The following is a 20,106-nucleotide window of genomic DNA, read 5'->3' on the forward strand; positions in this document are numbered from 1 at the left end:
GTTCTACGGTAGCGCCGCCGACACATACTTGATGTCGCCGAACGCGACCATGGTCTGACCTTCGGGGAAGTCAAAACCATTGTCGGCGTACAGCTCTGGTGTCGTGTGGACCGTGGTCTGCCAGCCGCGCTCGGCCAGGTACTCGACGGCGTCGTTACGCTCGCCGTCGTAGACCAAATCGGCCCAGTTGAGGTCCAACCCAAGGCGGCGCCAGCGCTCGCTGATCGCTCCGCCCCGTTTGGCGATGCGGTCGCGGATATCCGGGACATAGCCGGTACCCAGTCGGCTTCCGCAGAAACTGAGCGTGGTGATGTTGTCGAACAACCGATCTTGTGCTTCCGGCGGAAGGTAGCCCAGCAACCCCTCGGCGATCCAGGCCGTCGGCCGCTGAGCATCAAATCCGTTGTCCCGCAACGCTTGCGGCCAGTCATCGCGCAGGTCGATGGCCACCGCCCTACGATCGGCGGACGGAGCCGCACCCAAATCGGCCAGCGTGCGGGTCTTGAATTCGATAACCCGGGGCTGGTCGATTTCGTACACCGTGGTCCCGGGTGGCCATGGCAGCCGGTAGGCGCGAGTGTCCAGCCCGGCGGCCAGAATGACGGCCTGACGCAGACCTGCCGCGGTGGCGTCGGCGAAGAAGCTGTCGAAGAACCGGGTCCGGACCGCCATGCCCTCGGCCAGCCGCCGCGGGGTGAACGCGGGATCGTCTTCGGCCAGCTCGATTTCGCCGTTCATCATCCTGATGAAGGCGTCGACCCCGACCGCGTTGACCAGTGGTTCGGCGAAGGGATCGTCGAGCAGGGGATTCGGGCCCTTCGACGCCATCGCGCGCCGGGCGGCTACCGCGGTGGCGGTGGCGCCCACACTGGATGCCAGATCCCAGCTGTCGCCGTCATGTCGTCCGGTGTCGCTTACGGCCATGGTTACCCTCCCTTTTTTTGCGAGCCAGTTGCGGTTGCGATGACGGAGACGATGTTGCGGAACGCGGCCAGTGCCTCGTCGGTGGGAAAGGGCCGACCGTAGGCGCCGAAGAGCTCCCGTCGTGCCCGGGCGACCACCTGCCAACCGCGGTCGCCGAGATACTCCGCGACATTGTTCCGCTCGCCCTCGTAGAACAGCCCCGACAAATCGACGTCGCAGCCCAGATTGGCCCATCGATCGTTCATCGCCTGGCCGCGTTCGGCCATCGTCGGACCGGTATCCGGGTGGTATTCGGTGGCCAGTTGACTGCCGGGGGCGCTCAACGCGGTGATGTGGTCGAAGAGCCGATCCTGCGCTTCCGGCGGCAGGTACATCAACAGCCCCTCGGCGCTCCAGGCCGCCGGTTTGGTGTCGTCGAAACCGCTTTCGCGCAACGCGGTCGGCCAGTCTTCGCGCAAGTCGATGCTGACCGTGCGCCGTTCGGTCGTCGGTTCGGCGCCCAGTCGCGCCATGGTGGCGGTTTTGAACTCGACGACCTTGGGCTGGTCGACTTCATAGACAACGGTGCCGGGCGGCCACGCCAGCCGGTATGCCCTGGCATCCAGGCCAGCGGCCAGAATCACGGCCTGACCGATCCCCGCCGCGGCCGCGTTGAGGAAGAATTCATCGAAAAAGCGGGTGCGCACCGCCAGCGAGTCCGTTTCTGTTTGCAATTCCGCATTGCCGGTTTCGCCGACGTCGGCGGGAGTGACCTGTCCGTCGACCACGCGGGTGAAGAAATCGATCCCTACCGCCCGCACCAACGCGGCGGCGAATGGGTCGTTGATGATCGGGTTGGCGTCCTCGGTGGCCACCGCCCGGGCGGCGGCGACCATGGTCGCGGTAGCGCCCACGCTGGATGCCAAGTCCCAGGTATCGCTGTCGCTACGCGCCATGTTCACTCCTCCTTCAGCTCAGAGCTGGAAGCCAAATCCCAGGTGTCGCCCTCGAACCGTGCCCTACTCATTTGCGCCCACACATGTCATGCAAAACCCTTCGACCGAACCCGCCGCCGACTTGATATTTAGCCAAGGTAAAGAGCCGGTGAAACTCTACGCCTCGTTGCTGTGTGCGGGCACGCCCGTGAACGCGTCGGGTGCCACCCTTTTGCGGGGAAGCGGTACCCGCGCTGTTAGTCTCGTAGACTGTCTGACACGCGCCCGGACAGCTCCTGGCCTGCCATTGCTCGGCGCGTGACGCAGGACCATCCGACGCTGGTCAGACCAGCCCCGTTGGCATGCCGCGACCAGAGACCGGCTGCACAGGAGGAAGAGTGCTTTCGGCTTTCATCTCATCGCTGCGAACAGTCGACCTGAGGCGGAAGATCCTGTTCACGCTGGGCATTGTCGTGCTTTACCGGGTGGGTGCGACCGTGCCGTCGCCGGGCGTGAACTACCCGAATGTGCAGAAGTGCATCGCGCAGGTCAGCGGCGGGGAAGCGGCCCAGATCTACTCGCTGATCAATCTGTTCTCCGGTGGTGCGCTACTGCAGCTGACCGTGTTCGCGGTCGGGGTGATGCCCTACATCACCGCGAGCATCATCGTGCAGCTGCTCACCGTGGTCATCCCGAGGTTCGAGGAACTGCGCAAAGAAGGCCAATCCGGCCAGGTCAAGATGACGCAGTACACCCGTTATCTGGCGATCGCGCTGGCCATCCTGCAAGCCACCAGCATCGTGGCGCTGGCCGCCAACGGCGGTCTGCTGCAGGGCTGCAGCCTGGACATCATCGCCAACCAGAGCATCTTCACCTTGGTCGTCATCGTGCTGGTGATGACCGCGGGCGCAGCACTGGTGATGTGGATGGGCGAGCTGATCACCGAGCGCGGCATCGGCAACGGTATGTCGCTGCTGATTTTCGCCGGCATCGCCGCCCGTATTCCTGGCGAAGGCAAAAGCATCCTGGACAGCCGCGGCGGGGTGACGTTCGCCTTGGTCTGTGTGGCAGCGCTGATCATCGTCGTCGGCGTGGTGTTCGTCGAGCAGGGCCAGCGCCGGATCCCGGTGCAGTACGCCAAACGCATGGTGGGCCGGCGCATGTACGGCGGCACCTCGACGTATCTGCCGCTGAAGGTCAACCAGGCCGGTGTTATCCCGGTCATTTTCGCCTCGTCGCTGATCTACATTCCGCATCTGATCACCCAGCTGATCCGCAGCGGCACCGGCGGCTCGGGCAACAGCTGGTGGGACAAATTCGTTGCCAACTACCTGTCAAACCCGGCCAGCCCGGTGTACATCGGCATCTATTTCGGTCTGATCATCTTCTTCACGTATTTCTACGTCTCGATCACGTTCAACCCCGACGAACGTGCCGACGAAATGAAGAAGTTCGGTGGATTTATCCCCGGCATCCGGCCGGGCAAGCCCACCGCCGACTACCTGCGTTATGTGCTCGGCAGGATCACGCTGCCGGGTTCGATTTACCTCGGCGTCATCGCGGTGCTGCCTAATCTGTTCCTCAAGATCGGCAGCACGGGAACGGTGCAGAACCTACCGTTCGGCGGCACCGCGGTGCTGATCGCGATCGGCGTCGGCTTGGATACGGTCAAACAGATTGAGAGTCAGCTCATGCAGCGCAACTACGAAGGGTTCCTTAAATGAGAGTTGTGTTGCTCGGCGCCCCCGGGGCGGGTAAAGGCACGCAGGCCGACAAGTTGGCGGAGAAACTCCAGATACCGCACCTGTCCACTGGCGAGCTCTTCAGGCACAACATCAGCAGCGGCACCAAGCTGGGTCTGGAGGCCAAGCGCTACCTGGACGCCGGTGATCTGGTGCCCTCTGAACTGACCAACGAACTCGTCGACGACCGTCTGACCGAGCCAGATACCGGCGACGGGTTCATTCTGGACGGATACCCACGCTCGGTGCCGCAGGCCCAAGCGCTGCACGACATGCTCGAGCGACGAGGGACCCAGCTGGATGCGGTGGTGGAGTTTCGCGTTCCCGAAGACGAGTTGCTCGAGCGGCTCAGGGCCCGCGGCCGCGCCGACGATACCGACGAGGTCATCCTCAATCGGATGAACGTCTACCGTGACGAAACCGCGCCGTTGCTGGAGTACTACCGCAACGAGCTGAAAACCGTCGACGCGGTCGGCACGGTCGACGAAGTTTTCGCCCGCGCGCTGCGAGCCCTGGGAAAGTAACTGTGATCGCCCTTGGGGGGCTGCGCAGTCGCAAGGTCGTGCCGCAGCGCAGCGCCGCCGAACTCGACGCGATGGCAGCTGCGGGCGCCGTAGTCGCCGCCGCGCTGGCGGCAGTGCGTGCGGCCGCAGTTCCCGGGGCGTCGACGCACCATCTCGACGAGATCGCCGAATCGGTGATCCGCGAAGCGGGTGCGACGCCGTCATTCCTCGGCTACCACGGCTACCCGGCGTCCATCTGCGCATCGGTCAACGACCGCGTCGTGCATGGCATCCCCTCTGGCGGCGAGACACTCGCCTCCGGTGACTTGGTGTCCGTCGACTGTGGCGCAATCCTGGACGGTTGGCACGGAGACGCCGCGATCACCTTCGGCGTCGGCCGGCTCATCCCCGCCGACGAAGTGCTGTCCCAGGCGACCAGGGAGTCGATGGAGGCCGGAATCGCCGCCATGGTTCCCGGAAACCGCTTGACCGACGTATCGCACGCCATCGAAACCGCCACCCACGCGGCCGAGGCCCGCTACGGGCGGGCGTTCGGCATTGTCGAGGGCTACGGCGGACACGGCATCGGCAGGCAGATGCACATGGATCCGTTTCTGCCCAACGAGGGCGCTCCCGGACGCGGTCCGCTGCTGGCCCACGGATCGGTGCTGGCCATCGAGCCGATGCTGACGTTGGGAACCGGCAAGACGGTCGTGCTCGAGGACCAGTGGACAGTCACTACCGCCGACGGTTCGCGTGCTGCACACTGGGAGCACACCGTCGCGGCCACCGATGACGGGCCACGGATTCTGACCCTCGGCTAGCTTCGTAGCCTCAGCGGCCGACCGGGACGCACTGAGAACCGAGTGAACCAAACGGACATCTGAACCGTGTCATCACCGAGAGGCTGGTGATGGACATACCGGGCACCGGCGCGGATGCGAACGCCATGCAGCGGCTGTGGGACCAACACGCCGCTGCTTTGTGGCGGTATGCGTGGCGGTTGACCGGGGATTCTGCGCATGCCGAGGACGTGGTGCAGGAGACTTTGCTGCGGGCATGGCAGCATCCGCACGTCCTCAATAACGGGCAGTCTCCACGCGGTTGGCTTTTTACCGTTGCCAGGAACATGGTCATCGACGACCGGCGCAGCGCCCGGTTCCGCAACGAGATGATGTCGTTGGACGGCTCTGGCCCGCCGGAACCGGCGGGTCCTGATGAGCAGACTGGGGTGCTGAACCGGGCGTTGATCGGCGATGCGATGGCGCAGCTGTCCGCCGAGCACCGCGCGGTGGTCGGGCGCTCGTACTACCTGGGCTGGACCATAGCGCAGATCGCCGCCGATCTCGGGATTGCGGAGGGCACGGTGAAGTCGCGGCTGCATTACGCGCTGCGAGGCCTGCGCCAAGCACTATTGGAAATGGGGGTGACGCGATGACGGAGTCTCGAGACTCAAAGTTCCCCCGCGACGGTGAACCCGACATGCTCGACGGCGAGCACGACTACGCGATGTGGGACGCGGCGTATGTGTTGGGCGCACTAGCCGATGCCGACCGGCTCGAATTCGAGACGCACCTGGTCGGCTGCGCCTCGTGTCGCCAGGCCGTCACCGAGCTGACCGCCGTCTCACCGCTGCTGTCGCTGCTCGACTACGACCACGTTGTTGCGCCCGACTTCGCCGACGAGTCGACCGCCGCGCCGCCGTGCCCTGACCTGATGACGTCGCTGCTGGCGAGGGCGGACCAGCGGTCCGCCGCCGCGTCAGATCGCTCCGAGCCCCCACCGTCGCTGATTCCGGCGGCGGTGGTGGACGCCCAGACCGTCTTCCCGGTCTTTCGCACCGGCAACTACGCTCCCGTCCACGACGAACTGACCGCCTTCGATCTACCGGTGCAAGGCAGCATCCCCGCCGAACTCAACGGCTGGTACCTGCGCAACGGCCCAAACCCGCGCTCAGGCGCGGGCCACTGGTGCGTCGGTGACGGAATGGTCCACGGAGTTCGGTTGGAGAACGGCCGCGCCGCGTGGTACCGCAACCGCTGGGTGCGCACCGAAAGCTTCGAGCGTCCCTTCCCGAACTACAACGACGACGGCACCCGAAATTTGCACGCCAGCATCGCCAATACCCATGTCGTCCGTCACGCCGGCAAAACCCTTGCGCTGATGGAATTCTCGCTGCCCTATGAAATCAGCAACGACCTGGAAACATTGGGCGCCTACGACTTCGGCGGCAAGTTGATGGACTCGATGACCGCGCACCCGAAGATCTGCCCGGCTACCGGCGAAATGCATTTCTTCGGGAGTGGCAACATCTTCGAACCCCATGTGATCTACCACCGCGCGGACGCCGACGGCCAGTTGACAATCGATCGTCCCATCGACGTCCCCGCGCTGACGTTGATGCACGACTTCGCGCTGACCGCAGACCATGTGGTGTTCATGGACCTGCCGCTGCTGTTCAACCTGAGCCTTGCGTTCACGCAACAAAACGAGCGGGATTTACCGTACCGGTGGCAGGACCAGTACGGTGCTCGCCTGGGGGTGCTGCGCCGCGACGATCCCTATGGTCCGGTGCGCTGGTTCGACATCGACCCGTGCTTCGTCTTCCACGTCGCCAACTCCTATGACAATGGGAACTCAGTTGTGCTGGAAGTCCTCCGCTACCCGGAGATGTGGCGCGACAGAAGCGAGTTCGGGACCGATGCCGAGTTGTGGCGTTGGAGCATCAACCTGGACACCGGAATGGTGGAGGAGAGCCAACTCGACGACCGCGGTGTGGAGTTCCCGCGCGTCGACGACCGGCTGGCCGGCGCGGCCGCCCGTTATTCCGTGGCCGTCGGTAGCGGCGCGCTGGTCCGCTATGACCTGCAGCGTGATACCGCGTCCGAGCACCGGTTCGGCGCCGACGGCAGCCATGGAGCGCCGAGTGCGCCAGGCGAGGCGGTGTTCGCACCGGCCGTCGGGGAGTCCGACGAGCTCGCCGGCTGGTACCTGACTTACGTCTACGACCCGGTAACCGACGGCAGTGAGCTGGTCATCATCGATGCTTCGGACTTCGAGGGTGACCCGGTGGCTCGCGTCCGCCTGCCCCGCCGGGTCCCGCACGGATTCCACGGCAACTGGATCCCGGACTAACTGCCAGACCCTGGGAGTGCTGCCGCGATGAACCGGAAGGGTGGGCAACTCGTATCTCTATCAGGAGGTAATCGAGTGAGCCGAGTCGCCAGCGCAGCAAACGCCGAAGAGGCGTTGATGAAGGCGCTCTACGACGAGCACGCCGGCGCTTTGTGGCGTTATGCGATGCGGTTGACCGGCGACGCGAGCCGTGCCGAAGACGTGGTCCAGGAGACGCTGTTGCGGGCATGGCAGCATCCAGAGGTCATCGGCGACACCGAACGTCCGGCGCGTGCGTGGCTGTTCACCGTTGCCCGCAACATGATCATCGACGAACGGCGCAGCCCAAAGTTCCGCAATATTGTTGGCTCGCTGGACGAAGCAGGGGCACCCGAGCAAGCGGCTCCCGACGAAGTGGACTCGGCGCTGGACCGGTTGCTGATCGCGGACGCGATGGCCCAGATGTCGCCTGAACATCGTGCCGTTGTCGAGCGGTCTTACTACCGAGGCTGGAGCACCGCTCAGATCGCGGCTGATCTCGACATCGCCGAAGGCACCGTGAAATCGCGGCTACACTATGCCGTGCGGGCATTGCGACTCACTCTGCAAGAGATGGGCGTGACCCGATGATGGTGCGACGGACTATGCCGACGGCCGTGGGTCTTGGGCGCCTGATCGCCACAACCATCCGGGCCGCCGTCGGCTCCGAATACTTGATCATGAGGGCACATGGGGTAAGACGATGAGACTGATCCAGGGCTTCGGTCCGCCGGGCGATAGCAGCGTGCCCGCGGGCGACAGCCACGAGTACGCGACGTGGGATGCCGCCTACGTGCTCGGATCGCTGTCACCGGCCGACCGACGTGAGTTCGAGGCGCACCTGAGCGGGTGTCCTTTGTGCACCCAGGCCGTCGCCGAGCTCAGCGGTATGCCGGCCCTACTGTCGAAGCTCGACAGCGACACGGTGGCCGCGATCGAGGCCGACCAGACCGCCGAGCCCCCGGCGGCTCCGAACCTGCTGCCGTCGTTGCTGTTCGCAGTGCGCCGGCGGCGGCACCGCTCGCGCGTGATGACGTGGTCAGCGTCGGCCGCCGCTGCCGCTGTGCTGGCGATCGGTGTGTTCGTCGGCGTTGCGAACCATTCTCCGACGTCTGCGCCGCCGCAGGCGAGCGTGTCGGCAATGCCGATGGCCCAGATTGGAACGAAGGCGCTGGCCTCCACGGTGTCGCTCAGCAGCCAAAACTGGGGCACCGTCATCGACCTGCGGTGCGTCTGCCTGGCGCCGGTGTACGCCCACCACGACAAGCTGGCGATGGTGGTCGTGAACCGCGATGGCACCCACACCCAGCTGGCGACCTGGGTAGCCGACCCCGGCCATACCGCGACGCCCGCCGGCAGCATCTCGACACCGGTCGGCCAGATTGCAGCGGTGCAAGTGGTTTCCGCCGACAACGGCCACGTACTGCTCGAGCGCTCGCTGTAAATTCTGTAAATTACAGTCGGGCAATAGGATTCGACTCGGCGGACTACCCGCTACCCGCGGGCCATCCAACTGTGGAACAGTCCATCGGGGTCGTAGGCAGCGCGCACCTCATCCAGGCGCGCCATGTTCGGATCGGTGATGAACTTTGCCGGACGTCGGGCCAGATTCTCGTCGGCCAGCGAGATGCCGGTCGCGAGATGCGACATCGCCGCCATATTCGACGCGGCCCAATCGGAATAGCGTTCATCGTCAGCCGGATCGTGCCAGGAAGTGTAGAGCGCCATATAGATCTCGTCCTCCAGCCCGTAGACCATGTCCGTGCGGTCCGCGGACGGCTTCCACCCTGCGAAAACGAGGTGGGAGGGGTGCGGTGGCATCGTCTCGATGATCTTGCGGATTCCCGGCAGCAGCTCTTCGGCCGAGGCCGACGTGAACATGTTGTCAACGATGTACCGGTGTCCTTCGGGGTATTTGGTCATCACCGCCGCGTACCAATTGGCCAATGTGGTCGGCATGTAGGGAAGGCTGGCGGTCGCCTGGTCGATGACCGGGCAGGTGCCCAGAGCCGCAAGCGCTTTCGTGGCCTCATCTTCTGAGTCGGCGAAGACCGGCGAGGCAATAGTGATGCTGGGCCCGTCGGATCCTGTTTCCGGGGCGCCGCGCGAGGTCAGGATTTGCAGTTCAACCCGATCGTCGAGTTCGCTGCTGATTGAGCGCCCCCAGCTGAATACCTCGTCGGCGACCTCGATCGGGTACATGTACAAACACGTGCCCAAGACGGCCGGGCGTGGGTGAAGCCGCAATGTGAACGAGGTGACCACGCCGAAGAAGCCCGGTCCGGAGCCGCGAGCGGCCCAGTACAGGTCGGGGTGATTTTCGGGATCGCAGTAGACCTTTTCACCGTCGGCGGTGACGACCTCCAGTCCGAGCACGCTCTCACAGGCTGGTCCGACGACCCTGCTGTTCCAGCCGTATCCGCCCTGCAGCAGGTAGCCGCCGAGGCGAATGCCTTCGCAGTGGCCGGCGGGGAAGAAAAGGCCTTGTGCGTCGAGCTCGGTGGCAAAGACGCTGGCGATCTTGCCGGGCCCGACGCGTGCGATCATCCGATCTGTGTCGACGCTGCAGTGATCGAGGCGGCTGACATCGAGCAGCATGCCACCGTCGCGCAGATGGCTGGCGTTCCAGCTGTGCCCACCCGAACGGACGCCGACGCGATAGCCCTGCGCCCGAGCGAAGCGCAGCGCCGCGACGACGTCTTTGGCCTCACACGCCTGCATGATCACATCGGGAAATCGGTCAGGCAGAATGTTATTCCACACCGTTTCGCGGCGGGCTGCTTCGTATCCGTTCGCACCGCGGTAGAAAAACCTTTTTTTGGAGTGCAAAGCCATTCGATTCCCCTTGATGTTCGGGTGGCGGCCGGTCAGCCGGCGATGGTTAGCGATGGTGCCGTGCCGAACGACCTCGCCGTCACGTATGCCGCGACCTGACGGGCCAACGGCGTTGCGGCCAGCCGGATCGCCCGCAGCGGGCCGCTGGGCGGAATACCGTAGCCGATCGCGAACATCCCGTCGCCGAGGTCCGAGGCAAAACCGCCATGCGGGTCGCCGTGCTCGTCAAGCACACCGAGGTGTCCGACCAGACCGTCTAGATCGGTGCTGAATCCTGTTGCGGCGACCATCACCTCAGGCCTGACCGCTGTGCCGTCATCGAGGATCACCCGGCCGGACTCAACCGCCGCCACCGCGGCTACCACCTCGACGCGGCCGGCGCGGACGGCGTCGACAAGCTCATCGGCCAGCGTCGGGATCCGGCCTCGCTGTTCCACGGTCGCCTTCAGTCCGAGCGGCGGCCGGTGGAATCCGTAGACCGAAAGATTACCGAACAGTAGACGATTGAGTCGCGCGATCAGCGGATCGACGATGCGCGCAGGCACCCGCGCGAACAATTCGAGAAAGACGTCCGACGGAATCGGGCCCATGGCACGCCGCACCAGATGTGGTGGTGTGCGCACCGCCAGCCAGACCTTGCGGGCGCCGTTGTCGGCCAGCTGGACGGCGATGTCGGCGGCCGAATTGCCTGCGCCGACAACGAGAACGTCGCGGCCTTGATAGGGCCAAGCGTTGCGAAAGTCGCCGGAATGCACCAGCTCGCCGCTGAAATGATCGAGGCCAGGCCAGGCCGGGACGGCGGGCGTGTGGTACTTGCCGGTGGCCAGCACGACGGCAGATGTCCGGATTTCCCCCGCCGAGGTGTCGACCAGCCAGTCCCCGGCTGCGCGGTCGATGCGGTTGACCTCACATCCGAGCGCAAGCGTGATGTTCTGAAGCCGCACGTAACGGTCGAAGTAGCGGACCATGTCCTCCTTGGTCGGCCAACGGCCGGCCGTCAGAGGAATCCGTTGCCCCGGAAGATGTGACAAGAACCCGTTCGTGTTCAGGCGGAAGTTGTCATAGCGATTCCGCCACGAAACCGCAGGTGCTGCTGCCTTCTCGACGACGAGAGCCGAAATCCGATGGCGATGGTCGAGTTCGCGCGCGACAGCGAGACCGGAAGGCCCGGCTCCAATGACGACGACGTCAGGTCTGCTCTGGCGGTCATTGAACACAGGCGGCATGGCTCCTTAGTCACGGGTCCCGCCCGTAACACGGTTGACGTCGCTGTGTGGTTCATCGCGACTCCGTGTGAACCCAAGTCCCCCGCGAGTCGTGTACCTGGTATGCCGAGGAATCACCGAGTGGTCGACCACATTGTCGGGCATCTCGCGGGAATCGGAGTCGAGTACATATTCGGGGTCGACGGGGCCAACATCGAGGATCTCTACGACGCCGCATATTTCCGGTCCGATATCACCGCCGTGCTGGCCAAGCACGAGTTCTCCGCCGCCACGATGGCCGATGGATACAGCCGCAGCGGCGCGGGCTTAGGTGTGGTGGCGGCGACGTCCGGTGGGGGAGCGCTGAATCTGCTTCCCGGCCTGGGTGAATCGTTCACCAGCCGGATACCGGTGTTGGCTTTGGTGGGCCAACCAGCGACAACCATGGATGGTCGCGGCAGCTTTCAAGACACCAGCGGCCGCAACGGTTCACTGAACGCCGAGGCATTGTTTTCGCAAGCGTCGGTGTTTTGCCGACGGATCATGACGCCCGCCGACATCGTGTCGGCGTTACCGGCCGCCGTTGCCGCGGCAAAAGCGGGCGGCCCGGCAGTGTTGTTGCTGCCCAAGGACATTCAACAGTCGGACCTGCACATCAACGGCCGCAATGGTGGACGCCATGCGGAAGTCGAGCGGCCACGATCCATCGGTGACCCGCATCCGATCGTGCGCGCTTTGCGGCGAGTGACCGGACCGGTCACGATCATCGCCGGCGAACAGGTGGCTCGCGACGATGCCCGAGCCGAGCTGTCGGCGCTGCGCGCGGTATTGCGCGCCCGGGTGGCATGCGTGCCGGACGCCAAAGATGCCGCCGGAACACCGGGCTTTGGTTCGTCGTCGGCCCTGGGGGTTACCGGTGTCATGGGTCACCCCGGGGTGGCCGATGCGGTGGCCGGCAGTGGGCTGTGCCTGGTGGTGGGTACCCGGCTATCGGTGACCGCGCGCGCCGGTCTCGACGACGCACTGACGACGGTGCGAACGATTTCCATCGGGTCGGCGCCGCCGTATCTCGCTTGCACCCATGTCCACACCGACGATCTGCGTGCGTCGTTGCGGATGCTGACCCTTGCGCTTTCCGGCGCGGGGCGGCCCACCGGGGTTCGGGTGCCCGATGTAGTGGCGCACACGGAGCTGACCCCGCCAGCTTTCGACGGCCCGGGTGTGCGCTACCGCGACGCCATGACCGAGCTCGATCACACATTGCCCGACGAAGTGGACATCGTCGTTGATGCCGGCAACACCGGCGCAGCGGCCATTCACTACCTGCCGGTGCGGCGAAAGGGCCGGTTCGCGGTCGCGCTGGGTATGGGCGGCATGGGCTACAGCTTCGGAGCCGGTATCGGGATGGCGTTCGGCCGCGCGAAAGCTCAGGCGCCGGGCCGGCGGGTGGTGGTGATCGCCGGAGACGGCGCGTTCTTCATGCATGGCATGGAGGTGCACACCGCGCTGCATTACCGGCTTCCAGTGACCTTCGTGTTGCTCAACAACAACGCCCATGCCATGTGCGTGACCCGTGAGCAGCTCTACTACGACGACCTCTACAGCTACAACCGATTCGCTCCCAGCCGGCTCGGGGCCGGTCTGGCCGCGATGTTCCCGGGACTGACATCGGTCGACGTCAGCGACGCCGAAGGATTGGCCGCGGCGGTGCACGGCTCACTCGCCGTCGACGGCCCGTCGGTGGTCAGCGTCGAGTGCGCCGCCGACGAAATCCCGCCCTTTGCACCCTTTCTCGACGTGCCATTAGCCAACAAGTCTGTCAATCAACAGATTCCACACACACAGGAGGACCACATAAATGTCGCTGCCAGCGCTTGACGATATCGTCACCCATACCGGCACCACCGTCCCGATCGACGGGGTGGTGCGCATCGAGACCACGCCGCTGGAGCAGACCGCCGGAACCTTCCTCTCGAAGATGCGGTCGGTGTACCCGCACCAAGAGGTTTTCGGCCAGTACTGCACGGTCAACGACTACGTCGACTGCCCGCCCGACGAACTCTTCGCGTACCTGTCGGACACCCGAAGCCTCGAGGAGTGGACCTACACCCTGCGGGGCTTCACCCCTACCGAGGAACCCGGACTCTGGCTGGCCTACGACAAGCTGCTTCCGGACACCGAGATCTACACTCGCACGGTTGCCAACGCCGAGGCGCGTACCGTCGACTACCACTGCGCATGGGACCAGGGCAAGCACCTGTGGATGATCTACCTGATGCGGGTACTCGATGCGCAGGTGGTGTTGGACAAGCCCGGTTCTGTTGTGCTGTGGACCAATTGCCGTCATCCGTTCTACGACAAGAACCCGTACCCCGACGCCGGGCCGCCCGAGCGCACCGGCTGGGTCGGCGACTTCTGGGACTTGTTCGGTGCAGGCCACGGGCTGGAGCTGAACAACCTCAAGACCATCGCCGAATACCGCCACCGCAACGGTCTGCCGGTCACCCCGGCCTGGATGAGATGAGAGTGTCGTGACTGAGCCCGCTGTCAGCCTCATCGACGTCTCGACGTATCTTCCCGGCGAGCCGATCGGTGCCGACTACTATGCACAATTCGCCGGATCCGATGAGTTGCGTGAGAACCTCATGTTCCGGGCGCCCACGTTCCGCCATCACGTCGGACCCGACGAGACCGCGATCGACATGGTCGAGCGCGCTGCGCAAGGGCTGATCGAGCGGCACGGCCGCGACGTGATCGAAAATGTCGACGTGCTGATCACCCACACCCAGTTGCCGGACATGCCGTTCTATGGCGGGGGCGGCGGGATGGCGCATCGGCTCGGCATGCGCCCGAACTGGGTGCTTGATCTGCACAACGGCGGGTGTGCGGCGTTCGTGTTGGCGCTCAAGGTGGCCCGTCGATTGTTGGCATCAGGCGAGGGGCGCACCGCGCTGATCGCGATCGCACAGAATACGGCGGGGCAGGTCTTCGACCAGCCGGGAGTGCGGCGCAAGGCGCAGTCATCGGTTCCGGGCGACGGCGCCGCGGTGGGCCTGGTGACGCTGTCGGACGACTCACCGATTCTCGATATCGAATGCCGCACCTACGGTGAATACGCGGGCGATATGACGATCGCCATCGACCCGCCCCGCAAGTACTGGGAGCCCGGGCCCGGTGAGGGTTGCATCGGCTTCACCGAAACCAAGATCGCCAAGGTACTGGCCCGCGGCAACCGTCAGGTTCCCGAGGTAGCGCTGGCAGTGTGTGACCGAATCGGGCTGAGTGCCAAAGATATTGACTTGCTGGTCACCAACCAGCCTAATCGGGTGTTCCTGCGCAATTGGCGCGAGGCGCTCGAGGTGCCCGAGGAACGTCACCGCGACACCTTTGACGATTGCGGCAACCTGTTCGGTGCCGGCATCCCGGTCAACCTTGATCGAGCCATCTCCGAGGGTCAGCTCGCGGCCGGCGACGTGGTCATGATGGCCGCGTTCGCTCATGCCGGCGACTTCGCCGGCGCGGCGGCAATCCGCTGGGGCGGCCGAGACTGATGACTGAGCTGGCGTACGGAAGCTCGATGACCGCCGAGGTCCTCTCTGCCCTGCCGCAGGCGGTTGATCCACTCGCGTTGTCGCTCAACGAGAGCCCTTTTCCGCCGCTGCCGGCGGTCCGCTCGGCGCTGGTGCACTCGATCGATGCGGCCAACCGCTATCCGGAGTTTCTGCCCGGGCAGCTGCGGCGGTTGATCGCGGACCGAGTCGGAGTTGGTGAGGAGCAGGTCGTGCTCGGAGCGGGGGCCTCGGGCGTGGCGATGCAGGTTCTGCATGCCGTTACCCGACCCGGTGAGCGGATTGTGCTGAGCCAGCCCACTTTCGACGGGTACCCGATCTTCGCGCAAATGGCCCGTCTGACTCCGGTGAACGTCCCGCTCAATCAGTATGGCCATCACGACCTGGCGGCGATGGCTGAGGCCGCCGCGGACGCGAGTGTGGTGGTGTTGTGCCGACCGCATAATCCGACCGGAACTTTGGAGCCCGTCTCGGCTGTCGAATGGTTCCTTAGGCAGATCCCGACCGACGCGGTTGTGCTGCTCGACGAGGCCTATATCGAGTTCGTTGCCGACAGGCACCGAATCGACGCGCCGAACCTGATCCGGCGCTTTCCGAATGTCGTTGTGCTGCGCACCTTTTCCAAAGCCTACGGCCTCGCCGGGCTGCGGATCGGCTATGGGTTCGCCGCTCCTGAGCTCGCGAGCACGCTGTGGACCATGCAATTGCCGTTCGGCATGAGCAATGTCAGTGCGGCGGCGGTAGCTGCCTCGTATGACGCCGAAGCCCAGCTTGCACACCGCATTCGTCGGATAACCGCCGAGCGCAACCATCTGCGCCTGCGGCTGATGGCGATGGGGATCTACAGCACCGATTCACACGCCAACTTCGTCTACCTGCCGCCCAGGCGTCGGGGTCGCCCGTGGCGCGATGTGTTCGCTGAGGGCGGGGTGCAGGTCCGCTCCTACCCCGATGGCGGTGCACGGATTACTGTCGGCGACCTTACGTCGACTCAGGCAGTGCTGTCCGCGGCGGAAAAGTCGCTATAGAACGTTCGCATCGTTTACCTCACGCGCGGTCTTCGGTCGCGGTGACGGTACGGGGTTTGAGCGCGTAGCTGGCGGCCTGGGTGCGGTTGTCGACGCGGAGTTTGGCCAGTATCGAGCTGACGTGGGTGCCCACGGTGCCGGTTCACCGACAGCCGTCGCCGTGCAGGCCACCGACACCAATCCGCCAACCATCCGCCAAATCGCTCTGGGCACCGTCGACAACGTCGCCCTGGCGTACCAGCAAGGTAGCCCCGGCGCCAGCGCGAATGCCACCCAAGACGGCGACGGTTACAAATTCACCGGCACCGCTACCGGCGTGGACAAAACCAACGTCACGGCGGGCCTCGTCAGCAAGCCCTTCGAAATAGACGTCACCTGCCCGTAGCCCGCATCCTCGCCGAGCCGCTCCGGTCGTCACCGAAAGTGCGGTAAGAAAAGGGGCGTGGCCGCCTCGAACTCCGACAACCGGGATCCGATCGCTGTCGCGCGGGCCAATTGGGAACGCGCCGGATGGGGTGAAGTCGCGGCGGGGATGGTCGCGGTGACGTCGGTGATGCGGGCTCACCAGATACTGCTCGCACGCGTCGAAACCGCTTTGCGTCCTTATGATCTCAGCTTTTCTCGGTTTGAATTGCTGCGCTTGCTGGCGTTCAGCCGCAGCGGCGCGTTGCCGATCACCAAGGCGTCCGACCGGCTGCAGGTCCACGTCACCAGCGTCACCCATGCCATCCGCCGGCTGGAAGCCAACGACCTGGTGCAACGCGTCCCGCACCCTACCGACGGGCGGACCACGCTGGTGCAGATCACCGACCGGGGCCGCTCGACCGTCGAGGACGCCACGGTCACGCTCAACGAGCAGGTGTTCTGCGATATCGGGATGTCGGAAAGCGAATCGCAGGCGCTGGTGTCATCTATCGAAACCTTGCGGCACAATGCCGGGGACTTCTGAGCGCTCACTTAATTGCTCGGCTCTCCCCCGCAAGCGGGTGGGGGTACCCCCAGCCGCGCAGCGGCGAGGGGGCGTGCCCCCACCTCGGGCCATCCTGGCCCGCATCGTCGCCGCGCGCCCTATTCGATGATCGAGGGCACCGGAATCGTCGCGGTGACCGCTGTCCCGGCGCCCGGCCGCGACCGGATGTTCAACGTTCCGCCCACCAGCTCGGCGCGCTCGGCCATCGATAGCACACCGTAGCCGCCCATCTCGTCGCCACCGAGCGGATTCTCGAAAGTGTCGAAACCTATTCCGTTGTCGACGATTTCCAGCCGCGCGGTGTCGTCGTCCACTCGGAAACGCAGCCGAGCCACCGATGCATCGGCATGTTTGACGATGTTCTGCAGGCCCTCCTGCGCGATGCGGTAGAGCGCGATCTCAATGTGCTCGGGCAGCCGGACATCGGCCAGCTCGAGCTCCATGTCCAGCTGCGGTATCGACCGGGCCAGGCTGGCCAGCCCGCCGGCCAAGCCAAGATCGTCGAGAACCGGTGGGCGCAGCCCGCCGATCGCCGCCCGTGCTTCCTGCAACGTCAACCCGGCGAGTTCTCTGGCCGCATCGAGTTGTTCGGAGGCTTCCGCCGGATCGTCGCTGACGGCTCGTGCGGCGGCGTCGAGCCGGTACGACAACGTGATGAGGCGCTGGGAGATACCGTCGTGGATATCACCGGCGAGCCGGCGCCGTTCGATCTCTTGGGCCTCGATGACCTGCTCGACGAACAGCTCGTGTGCCCGCTCCCTGGCCACCAGCTGCCGGTGCACCCGGGCCTGGTGCATGGCACCGGCGATCAGCCGGCCGATGACCCGCAACAGTTCGACGTCACCCTCGGTGAACTCGCGGCGTGCAACCGTGTGCACGTTGAGCACGCCGACCAGTCCGCCCGGGTCGGTTTCCATCGGCACGGACACCATCGAGGTGAAATCGCGTCCGCGCAGCGATTCGATCGGCAAGTAGCGTGGATCGGCTTCCTTGTCGTGGATGATGACGACGGGTTTACGGTGCCTGGCCACCCAGCCGGAAATGCCGGACCCCAGCGGCAGCCGAATCTTTCCCACCTGGCCGTCGAAAGGCGGTGTCGCGCCGGCGAGGGTCAGCGAGCGATCGGTGTCGTCGAGCACATGCACGAAGCAGACGTCGGTTCCGGTTGCCGCGGTGATCATCCGCGCTGCGGCGGCGGCCAGCGGTTCCACACCGGGCCCGCTGGACGCGGCCTGGATGAGTTCCCGCAGCAGCGCCAGCTCGCGGTCGCTGTCGACGAGATCGCGTACCGCATTCGAGCCGCGGGCGCCGTCGTCGGGTGCCGCCGGTCGCGGCGCGGTCATCGGTAGATACCTTCGCGCAGTGCAGTGGCCACCGCGCCGGTACGGTCGCTGACCCCGAGCTTGCGGTAGATCGCTCGCAGGTGGCTCTTGACCGTTTCCTCGCCGATGACGAGTTTGTTGGCGATGCCGCGGTTGGACAATCCGTTGACCATGTAGGACAGGATTTCGCTCTCGCGTTGGGTCAACCCCTGCCGGGCGCCCGGCCAGAATTCGTCACGCTGCATGCGTGCCGCGGTGTCCACCGCCCGGGCTGCCATCCCCGGGTCGATCACGGTTTCGCCGCTGTGCACTAATTCCAGCTGGCGCACCAGTTCGTCGCTGTTGATGCTTTTCAGCAGATAGCCGCTCGCGCCCACCCGCAACGCCTGGAACAGGTACTGCTCGTCGTCGTAAACCGACAACATCACGACTTTGCGGTCCGGCTCGTGCTCACGTAGCATCTTGCACAGGTCTAATCCGCTGACGCCCTGCATGCGCACATCGCACAGCACGATGTCGGGTTGCAGGTCATCGACGACACCGACCGCCCGGTCGGCACCCACCGCCTGCCCGACCACCTGCACCCGGTCCTTGAACGCCGCCAGCATCGCCTTGAGCCCCTCGATGACCATCTCGTGGTCATCGACCAGGACAAGACGCACCGGCATGGCAACACCCTAAGGCCCGCATCTGTGCGGCGAATCAAGACCGGCGGCGAAGTTGGCCATGCCAATCCCCCTAATGGGGGAGGTTGGCGACGCGGGGCATGGGGCAACCTGTGGGCGTGCGAGCCATGGGTCAGACCCGTCCAGCCCGGACCTTTTGGTGGGATCGGGAACCTTCGGCGGACGCCGATGTACTGCGCGCGGTGGTTTTCGACGCCGATTCCGCGCTGGCCGATATCGACCGCGACGGTGATACCGCGCCCCGAGCCGGTCTCGTCGACTTGGTGATGAGCTTGTTTTGCGCAGGTATCTGGGTGGGCGTGGTGAGCACTCGGCGCCGCGAGTGTGTCGAAACGCTGGTGCGACAACTGATCGGTGACGGACTCGTCGAGACGATCGTGACGGTCGACGACTTACCGGACATGGACGCCGGACCGGCTTCTGACGCCGAGCTCTACCGACTGGCGTTGTGGGAGCTGGGAGTAACGCCACGGGCCGCACTGGCAGTCGCGGGCTCGGGGCGTGGGCTGCGGGCTGCGCTCGCCGCCGAGTTGCCCGCAGTGGTCGTCACCCCCTACGCCGCCGACCTGCAGTTGGTGGGTGCCGCAGAGATTCGTGCCCGGTACGACGGGCCTGGCCCACTGCTGTCGGCCGACTGCCGGCAGGCACACCGACGCTGGTCCATCCGGCGGCAGCGTGCTGCCTAGCCCGGCGACGATGCAGTGGGGGCACCCCCAGCCGCGCAGCGGCGTGGGGGACGCGCAGCGCGATGAGGAGAAGCCGGGCAATCCCGCCTAGCCGCGGGCATCTCGATGACGGCGCTGAAGTCCAAGGCGGCGTTGGCTGCTGCGAACTTGGCGTAGATCTCGGCGGCGTGACTGCCCAGCGGCGCCGCCGAACCGGTTGAGCTAACCGCGTCCATGGCCAGGCCCAGGTCCTTGTTCATCAGCGCGGTCGCGAAGCCCGGTGTGAAGTCGTTGTTGGCTGGCGAGGTCGGGACCGGGCCCGGCACCGGGCAGTTGGTGTGCACTGCCCAGCAGTTGACGTATCGCTTGGCCATCGCGCACAGCTCGGCTTTGTCGGTGGCATCGCTATCGAGCGCAGTCGCCGCCCGCCACAACAACATTCGCGATGATTCGAGCGCGGTGGCCATATCGGCCAAGGTGGACCGGATGGTGGGTTCGTCGAGCAAAGCTGCCCTCGGAGACGCGAAAAGACGGGAGTGTGGGTTACTAGGACATCCTAGTAAATGGCCCAACGCGGTGGCGAGCGGCCC

General features: G+C 65.3%; 22 protein-coding genes. 14 read left to right on the plus strand and 8 right to left on the minus strand.

The features are described from left to right. Window positions 1–3: 3 nt before the first annotated feature. Entirely contained in the window at window positions 4–924 is a 921-nt protein-coding gene (locus ACLQI9_RS22925) for a class I SAM-dependent methyltransferase (protein WP_442378394.1), read from the minus strand. A 2-nt stretch (window positions 925–926) separates the two neighbouring features. Beyond that, window positions 927–1,859, minus strand: a complete 933-nt coding sequence (locus tag ACLQI9_RS22930; protein ID WP_442378395.1) for a class I SAM-dependent methyltransferase — start codon at window positions 1,857–1,859, stop codon at window positions 927–929. Window positions 1,860–2,236: 377 nt separating this feature from the next. On the opposite strand from ACLQI9_RS22930, the gene secY reads away from it, so the two are divergent. From secY to ACLQI9_RS22965, 7 genes are all read left to right on the plus strand, one after another. After that, window positions 2,237–3,562, plus strand: a complete 1,326-nt coding sequence (gene secY, locus ACLQI9_RS22935; protein ID WP_442378396.1) for a preprotein translocase subunit SecY — start codon at window positions 2,237–2,239, stop codon at window positions 3,560–3,562. After that, entirely contained in the window at window positions 3,559–4,104 is a 546-nt protein-coding gene (locus ACLQI9_RS22940) for an adenylate kinase (protein ID WP_442378397.1), read from the plus strand. The genes secY and ACLQI9_RS22940 overlap by 4 nt, the downstream gene beginning before the upstream one ends. A 2-nt stretch (window positions 4,105–4,106) precedes the next feature. After that, entirely contained in the window at window positions 4,107–4,907 is an 801-nt protein-coding gene (map, locus tag ACLQI9_RS22945) for a type I methionyl aminopeptidase (RefSeq protein ID WP_442378398.1), read from the plus strand. 89 nt (window positions 4,908–4,996) lie between these two features. Further along, window positions 4,997–5,521 carry a sigma-70 family RNA polymerase sigma factor gene (locus ACLQI9_RS22950; RefSeq protein ID WP_442378399.1) on the plus strand — a complete coding sequence of 175 codons (525 nt, stop codon included), beginning with the start codon at window positions 4,997–4,999 and terminating at the stop codon, window positions 5,519–5,521. Next, window positions 5,518–7,218, plus strand: coding sequence for a carotenoid oxygenase family protein (locus tag ACLQI9_RS22955; protein ID WP_442378400.1), 1,701 nt, complete (start codon window positions 5,518–5,520; stop codon window positions 7,216–7,218). Before ACLQI9_RS22950 ends, ACLQI9_RS22955 begins: the two co-directional genes overlap by 4 nt. Window positions 7,219–7,293: 75 nt before the next feature. Further along, entirely contained in the window at window positions 7,294–7,827 is a 534-nt protein-coding gene (locus ACLQI9_RS22960) for a sigma-70 family RNA polymerase sigma factor (RefSeq protein WP_442378401.1), read from the plus strand. 112 nt (window positions 7,828–7,939) lie between these two features. Beyond that, entirely contained in the window at window positions 7,940–8,680 is a 741-nt protein-coding gene (locus ACLQI9_RS22965; protein WP_442378402.1) for an anti-sigma factor family protein, read from the plus strand. 50 nt (window positions 8,681–8,730) lie between these two features. Here the strand turns inward: ACLQI9_RS22965 and ACLQI9_RS22970 are convergent, their stop codons facing one another. Then, window positions 8,731–10,071: an FAD-binding oxidoreductase gene (locus ACLQI9_RS22970; protein ID WP_442392246.1), complete on the minus strand. Its 1,341-nt coding sequence runs from the start codon at window positions 10,069–10,071 to the stop codon at window positions 8,731–8,733. 32 nt (window positions 10,072–10,103) lie between these two features. Continuing rightward, window positions 10,104–11,288 carry a flavin-containing monooxygenase gene (locus tag ACLQI9_RS22975; RefSeq protein ID WP_442392247.1) on the minus strand — a complete coding sequence of 395 codons (1,185 nt, stop codon included), beginning with the start codon at window positions 11,286–11,288 and terminating at the stop codon, window positions 10,104–10,106. Window positions 11,289–11,399: 111 nt separating this feature from the next. Between ACLQI9_RS22975 and ACLQI9_RS22980 the strand changes: the two genes are divergently transcribed. Genes ACLQI9_RS22980 through ACLQI9_RS22995 form a run of 4 tightly spaced genes read left to right on the plus strand, consistent with a single transcriptional unit; the run spans window position 11,400 to window position 15,873 of the window. Continuing rightward, window positions 11,400–13,154: a thiamine pyrophosphate-binding protein gene (locus ACLQI9_RS22980; RefSeq protein ID WP_442378405.1), complete on the plus strand. Its 1,755-nt coding sequence runs from the start codon at window positions 11,400–11,402 to the stop codon at window positions 13,152–13,154. Continuing rightward, window positions 13,135–13,800, plus strand: coding sequence for an SRPBCC family protein (locus ACLQI9_RS22985; RefSeq protein WP_442378406.1), 666 nt, complete (start codon window positions 13,135–13,137; stop codon window positions 13,798–13,800). Before ACLQI9_RS22980 ends, ACLQI9_RS22985 begins: the two co-directional genes overlap by 20 nt. A 7-nt stretch (window positions 13,801–13,807) precedes the next feature. Then, the gene (locus ACLQI9_RS22990) at window positions 13,808–14,827 is read left to right on the plus strand and encodes a 3-oxoacyl-ACP synthase III family protein (RefSeq protein ID WP_442378407.1); all 1,020 of its coding nucleotides are present in this window, start codon (window positions 13,808–13,810) and stop codon (window positions 14,825–14,827) included. 26 nt (window positions 14,828–14,853) lie between these two features. Continuing rightward, a complete protein-coding gene (locus ACLQI9_RS22995; protein ID WP_442378408.1) occupies window positions 14,854–15,873 on the plus strand; it encodes an aminotransferase class I/II-fold pyridoxal phosphate-dependent enzyme in 1,020 nt (339 codons plus the stop codon). 19 nt (window positions 15,874–15,892) lie between these two features. On the opposite strand, the gene ACLQI9_RS23000 is transcribed toward ACLQI9_RS22995, so the two are convergent. Continuing rightward, window positions 15,893–16,006, minus strand: a complete 114-nt coding sequence (locus ACLQI9_RS23000; RefSeq protein ID WP_442378409.1) for a hypothetical protein — start codon at window positions 16,004–16,006, stop codon at window positions 15,893–15,895. Here ACLQI9_RS23000 and ACLQI9_RS23005 point away from each other — a divergent pair. Continuing rightward, complete coding sequence (locus ACLQI9_RS23005; protein ID WP_442378410.1) at window positions 15,995–16,258, plus strand: lipoprotein LpqH; 264 nt, start codon at window positions 15,995–15,997, stop codon at window positions 16,256–16,258. The genes ACLQI9_RS23000 and ACLQI9_RS23005 overlap by 12 nt on opposite strands. 57 nt (window positions 16,259–16,315) lie before the next feature. Then, window positions 16,316–16,822 carry a MarR family transcriptional regulator gene (locus ACLQI9_RS23010; RefSeq protein ID WP_442378411.1) on the plus strand — a complete coding sequence of 169 codons (507 nt, stop codon included), beginning with the start codon at window positions 16,316–16,318 and terminating at the stop codon, window positions 16,820–16,822. Window positions 16,823–16,941: 119 nt separating this feature from the next. On the opposite strand, the gene ACLQI9_RS23015 is transcribed toward ACLQI9_RS23010, so the two are convergent. Both ACLQI9_RS23015 and ACLQI9_RS23020 read right to left on the minus strand, forming a co-directional pair. After that, window positions 16,942–18,186, minus strand: coding sequence for a GAF domain-containing sensor histidine kinase (locus tag ACLQI9_RS23015; RefSeq protein ID WP_442392248.1), 1,245 nt, complete (start codon window positions 18,184–18,186; stop codon window positions 16,942–16,944). Beyond that, window positions 18,183–18,833, minus strand: coding sequence for a response regulator (locus ACLQI9_RS23020; RefSeq protein ID WP_442378413.1), 651 nt, complete (start codon window positions 18,831–18,833; stop codon window positions 18,183–18,185). The genes ACLQI9_RS23015 and ACLQI9_RS23020 overlap by 4 nt, the downstream gene beginning before the upstream one ends. A 125-nt stretch (window positions 18,834–18,958) precedes the next feature. Here ACLQI9_RS23020 and ACLQI9_RS23025 point away from each other — a divergent pair, with 125 nt between their 5' ends. Next, window positions 18,959–19,537: an HAD family hydrolase gene (locus ACLQI9_RS23025; protein WP_442378414.1), complete on the plus strand. Its 579-nt coding sequence runs from the start codon at window positions 18,959–18,961 to the stop codon at window positions 19,535–19,537. On the opposite strand, the gene ACLQI9_RS23030 is transcribed toward ACLQI9_RS23025, so the two are convergent. Further along, a complete protein-coding gene (locus tag ACLQI9_RS23030; RefSeq protein ID WP_442378415.1) occupies window positions 19,534–20,088 on the minus strand; it encodes an NAD-binding protein in 555 nt (184 codons plus the stop codon). The genes ACLQI9_RS23025 and ACLQI9_RS23030 overlap by 4 nt on opposite strands. Window positions 20,089–20,106 lie beyond the last annotated feature (18 nt).

The organism is Mycobacterium sp., assembly GCF_052143115.1.
In the GTDB taxonomy this organism is placed as follows: domain Bacteria; phylum Actinomycetota; class Actinomycetes; order Mycobacteriales; family Mycobacteriaceae; genus Mycobacterium.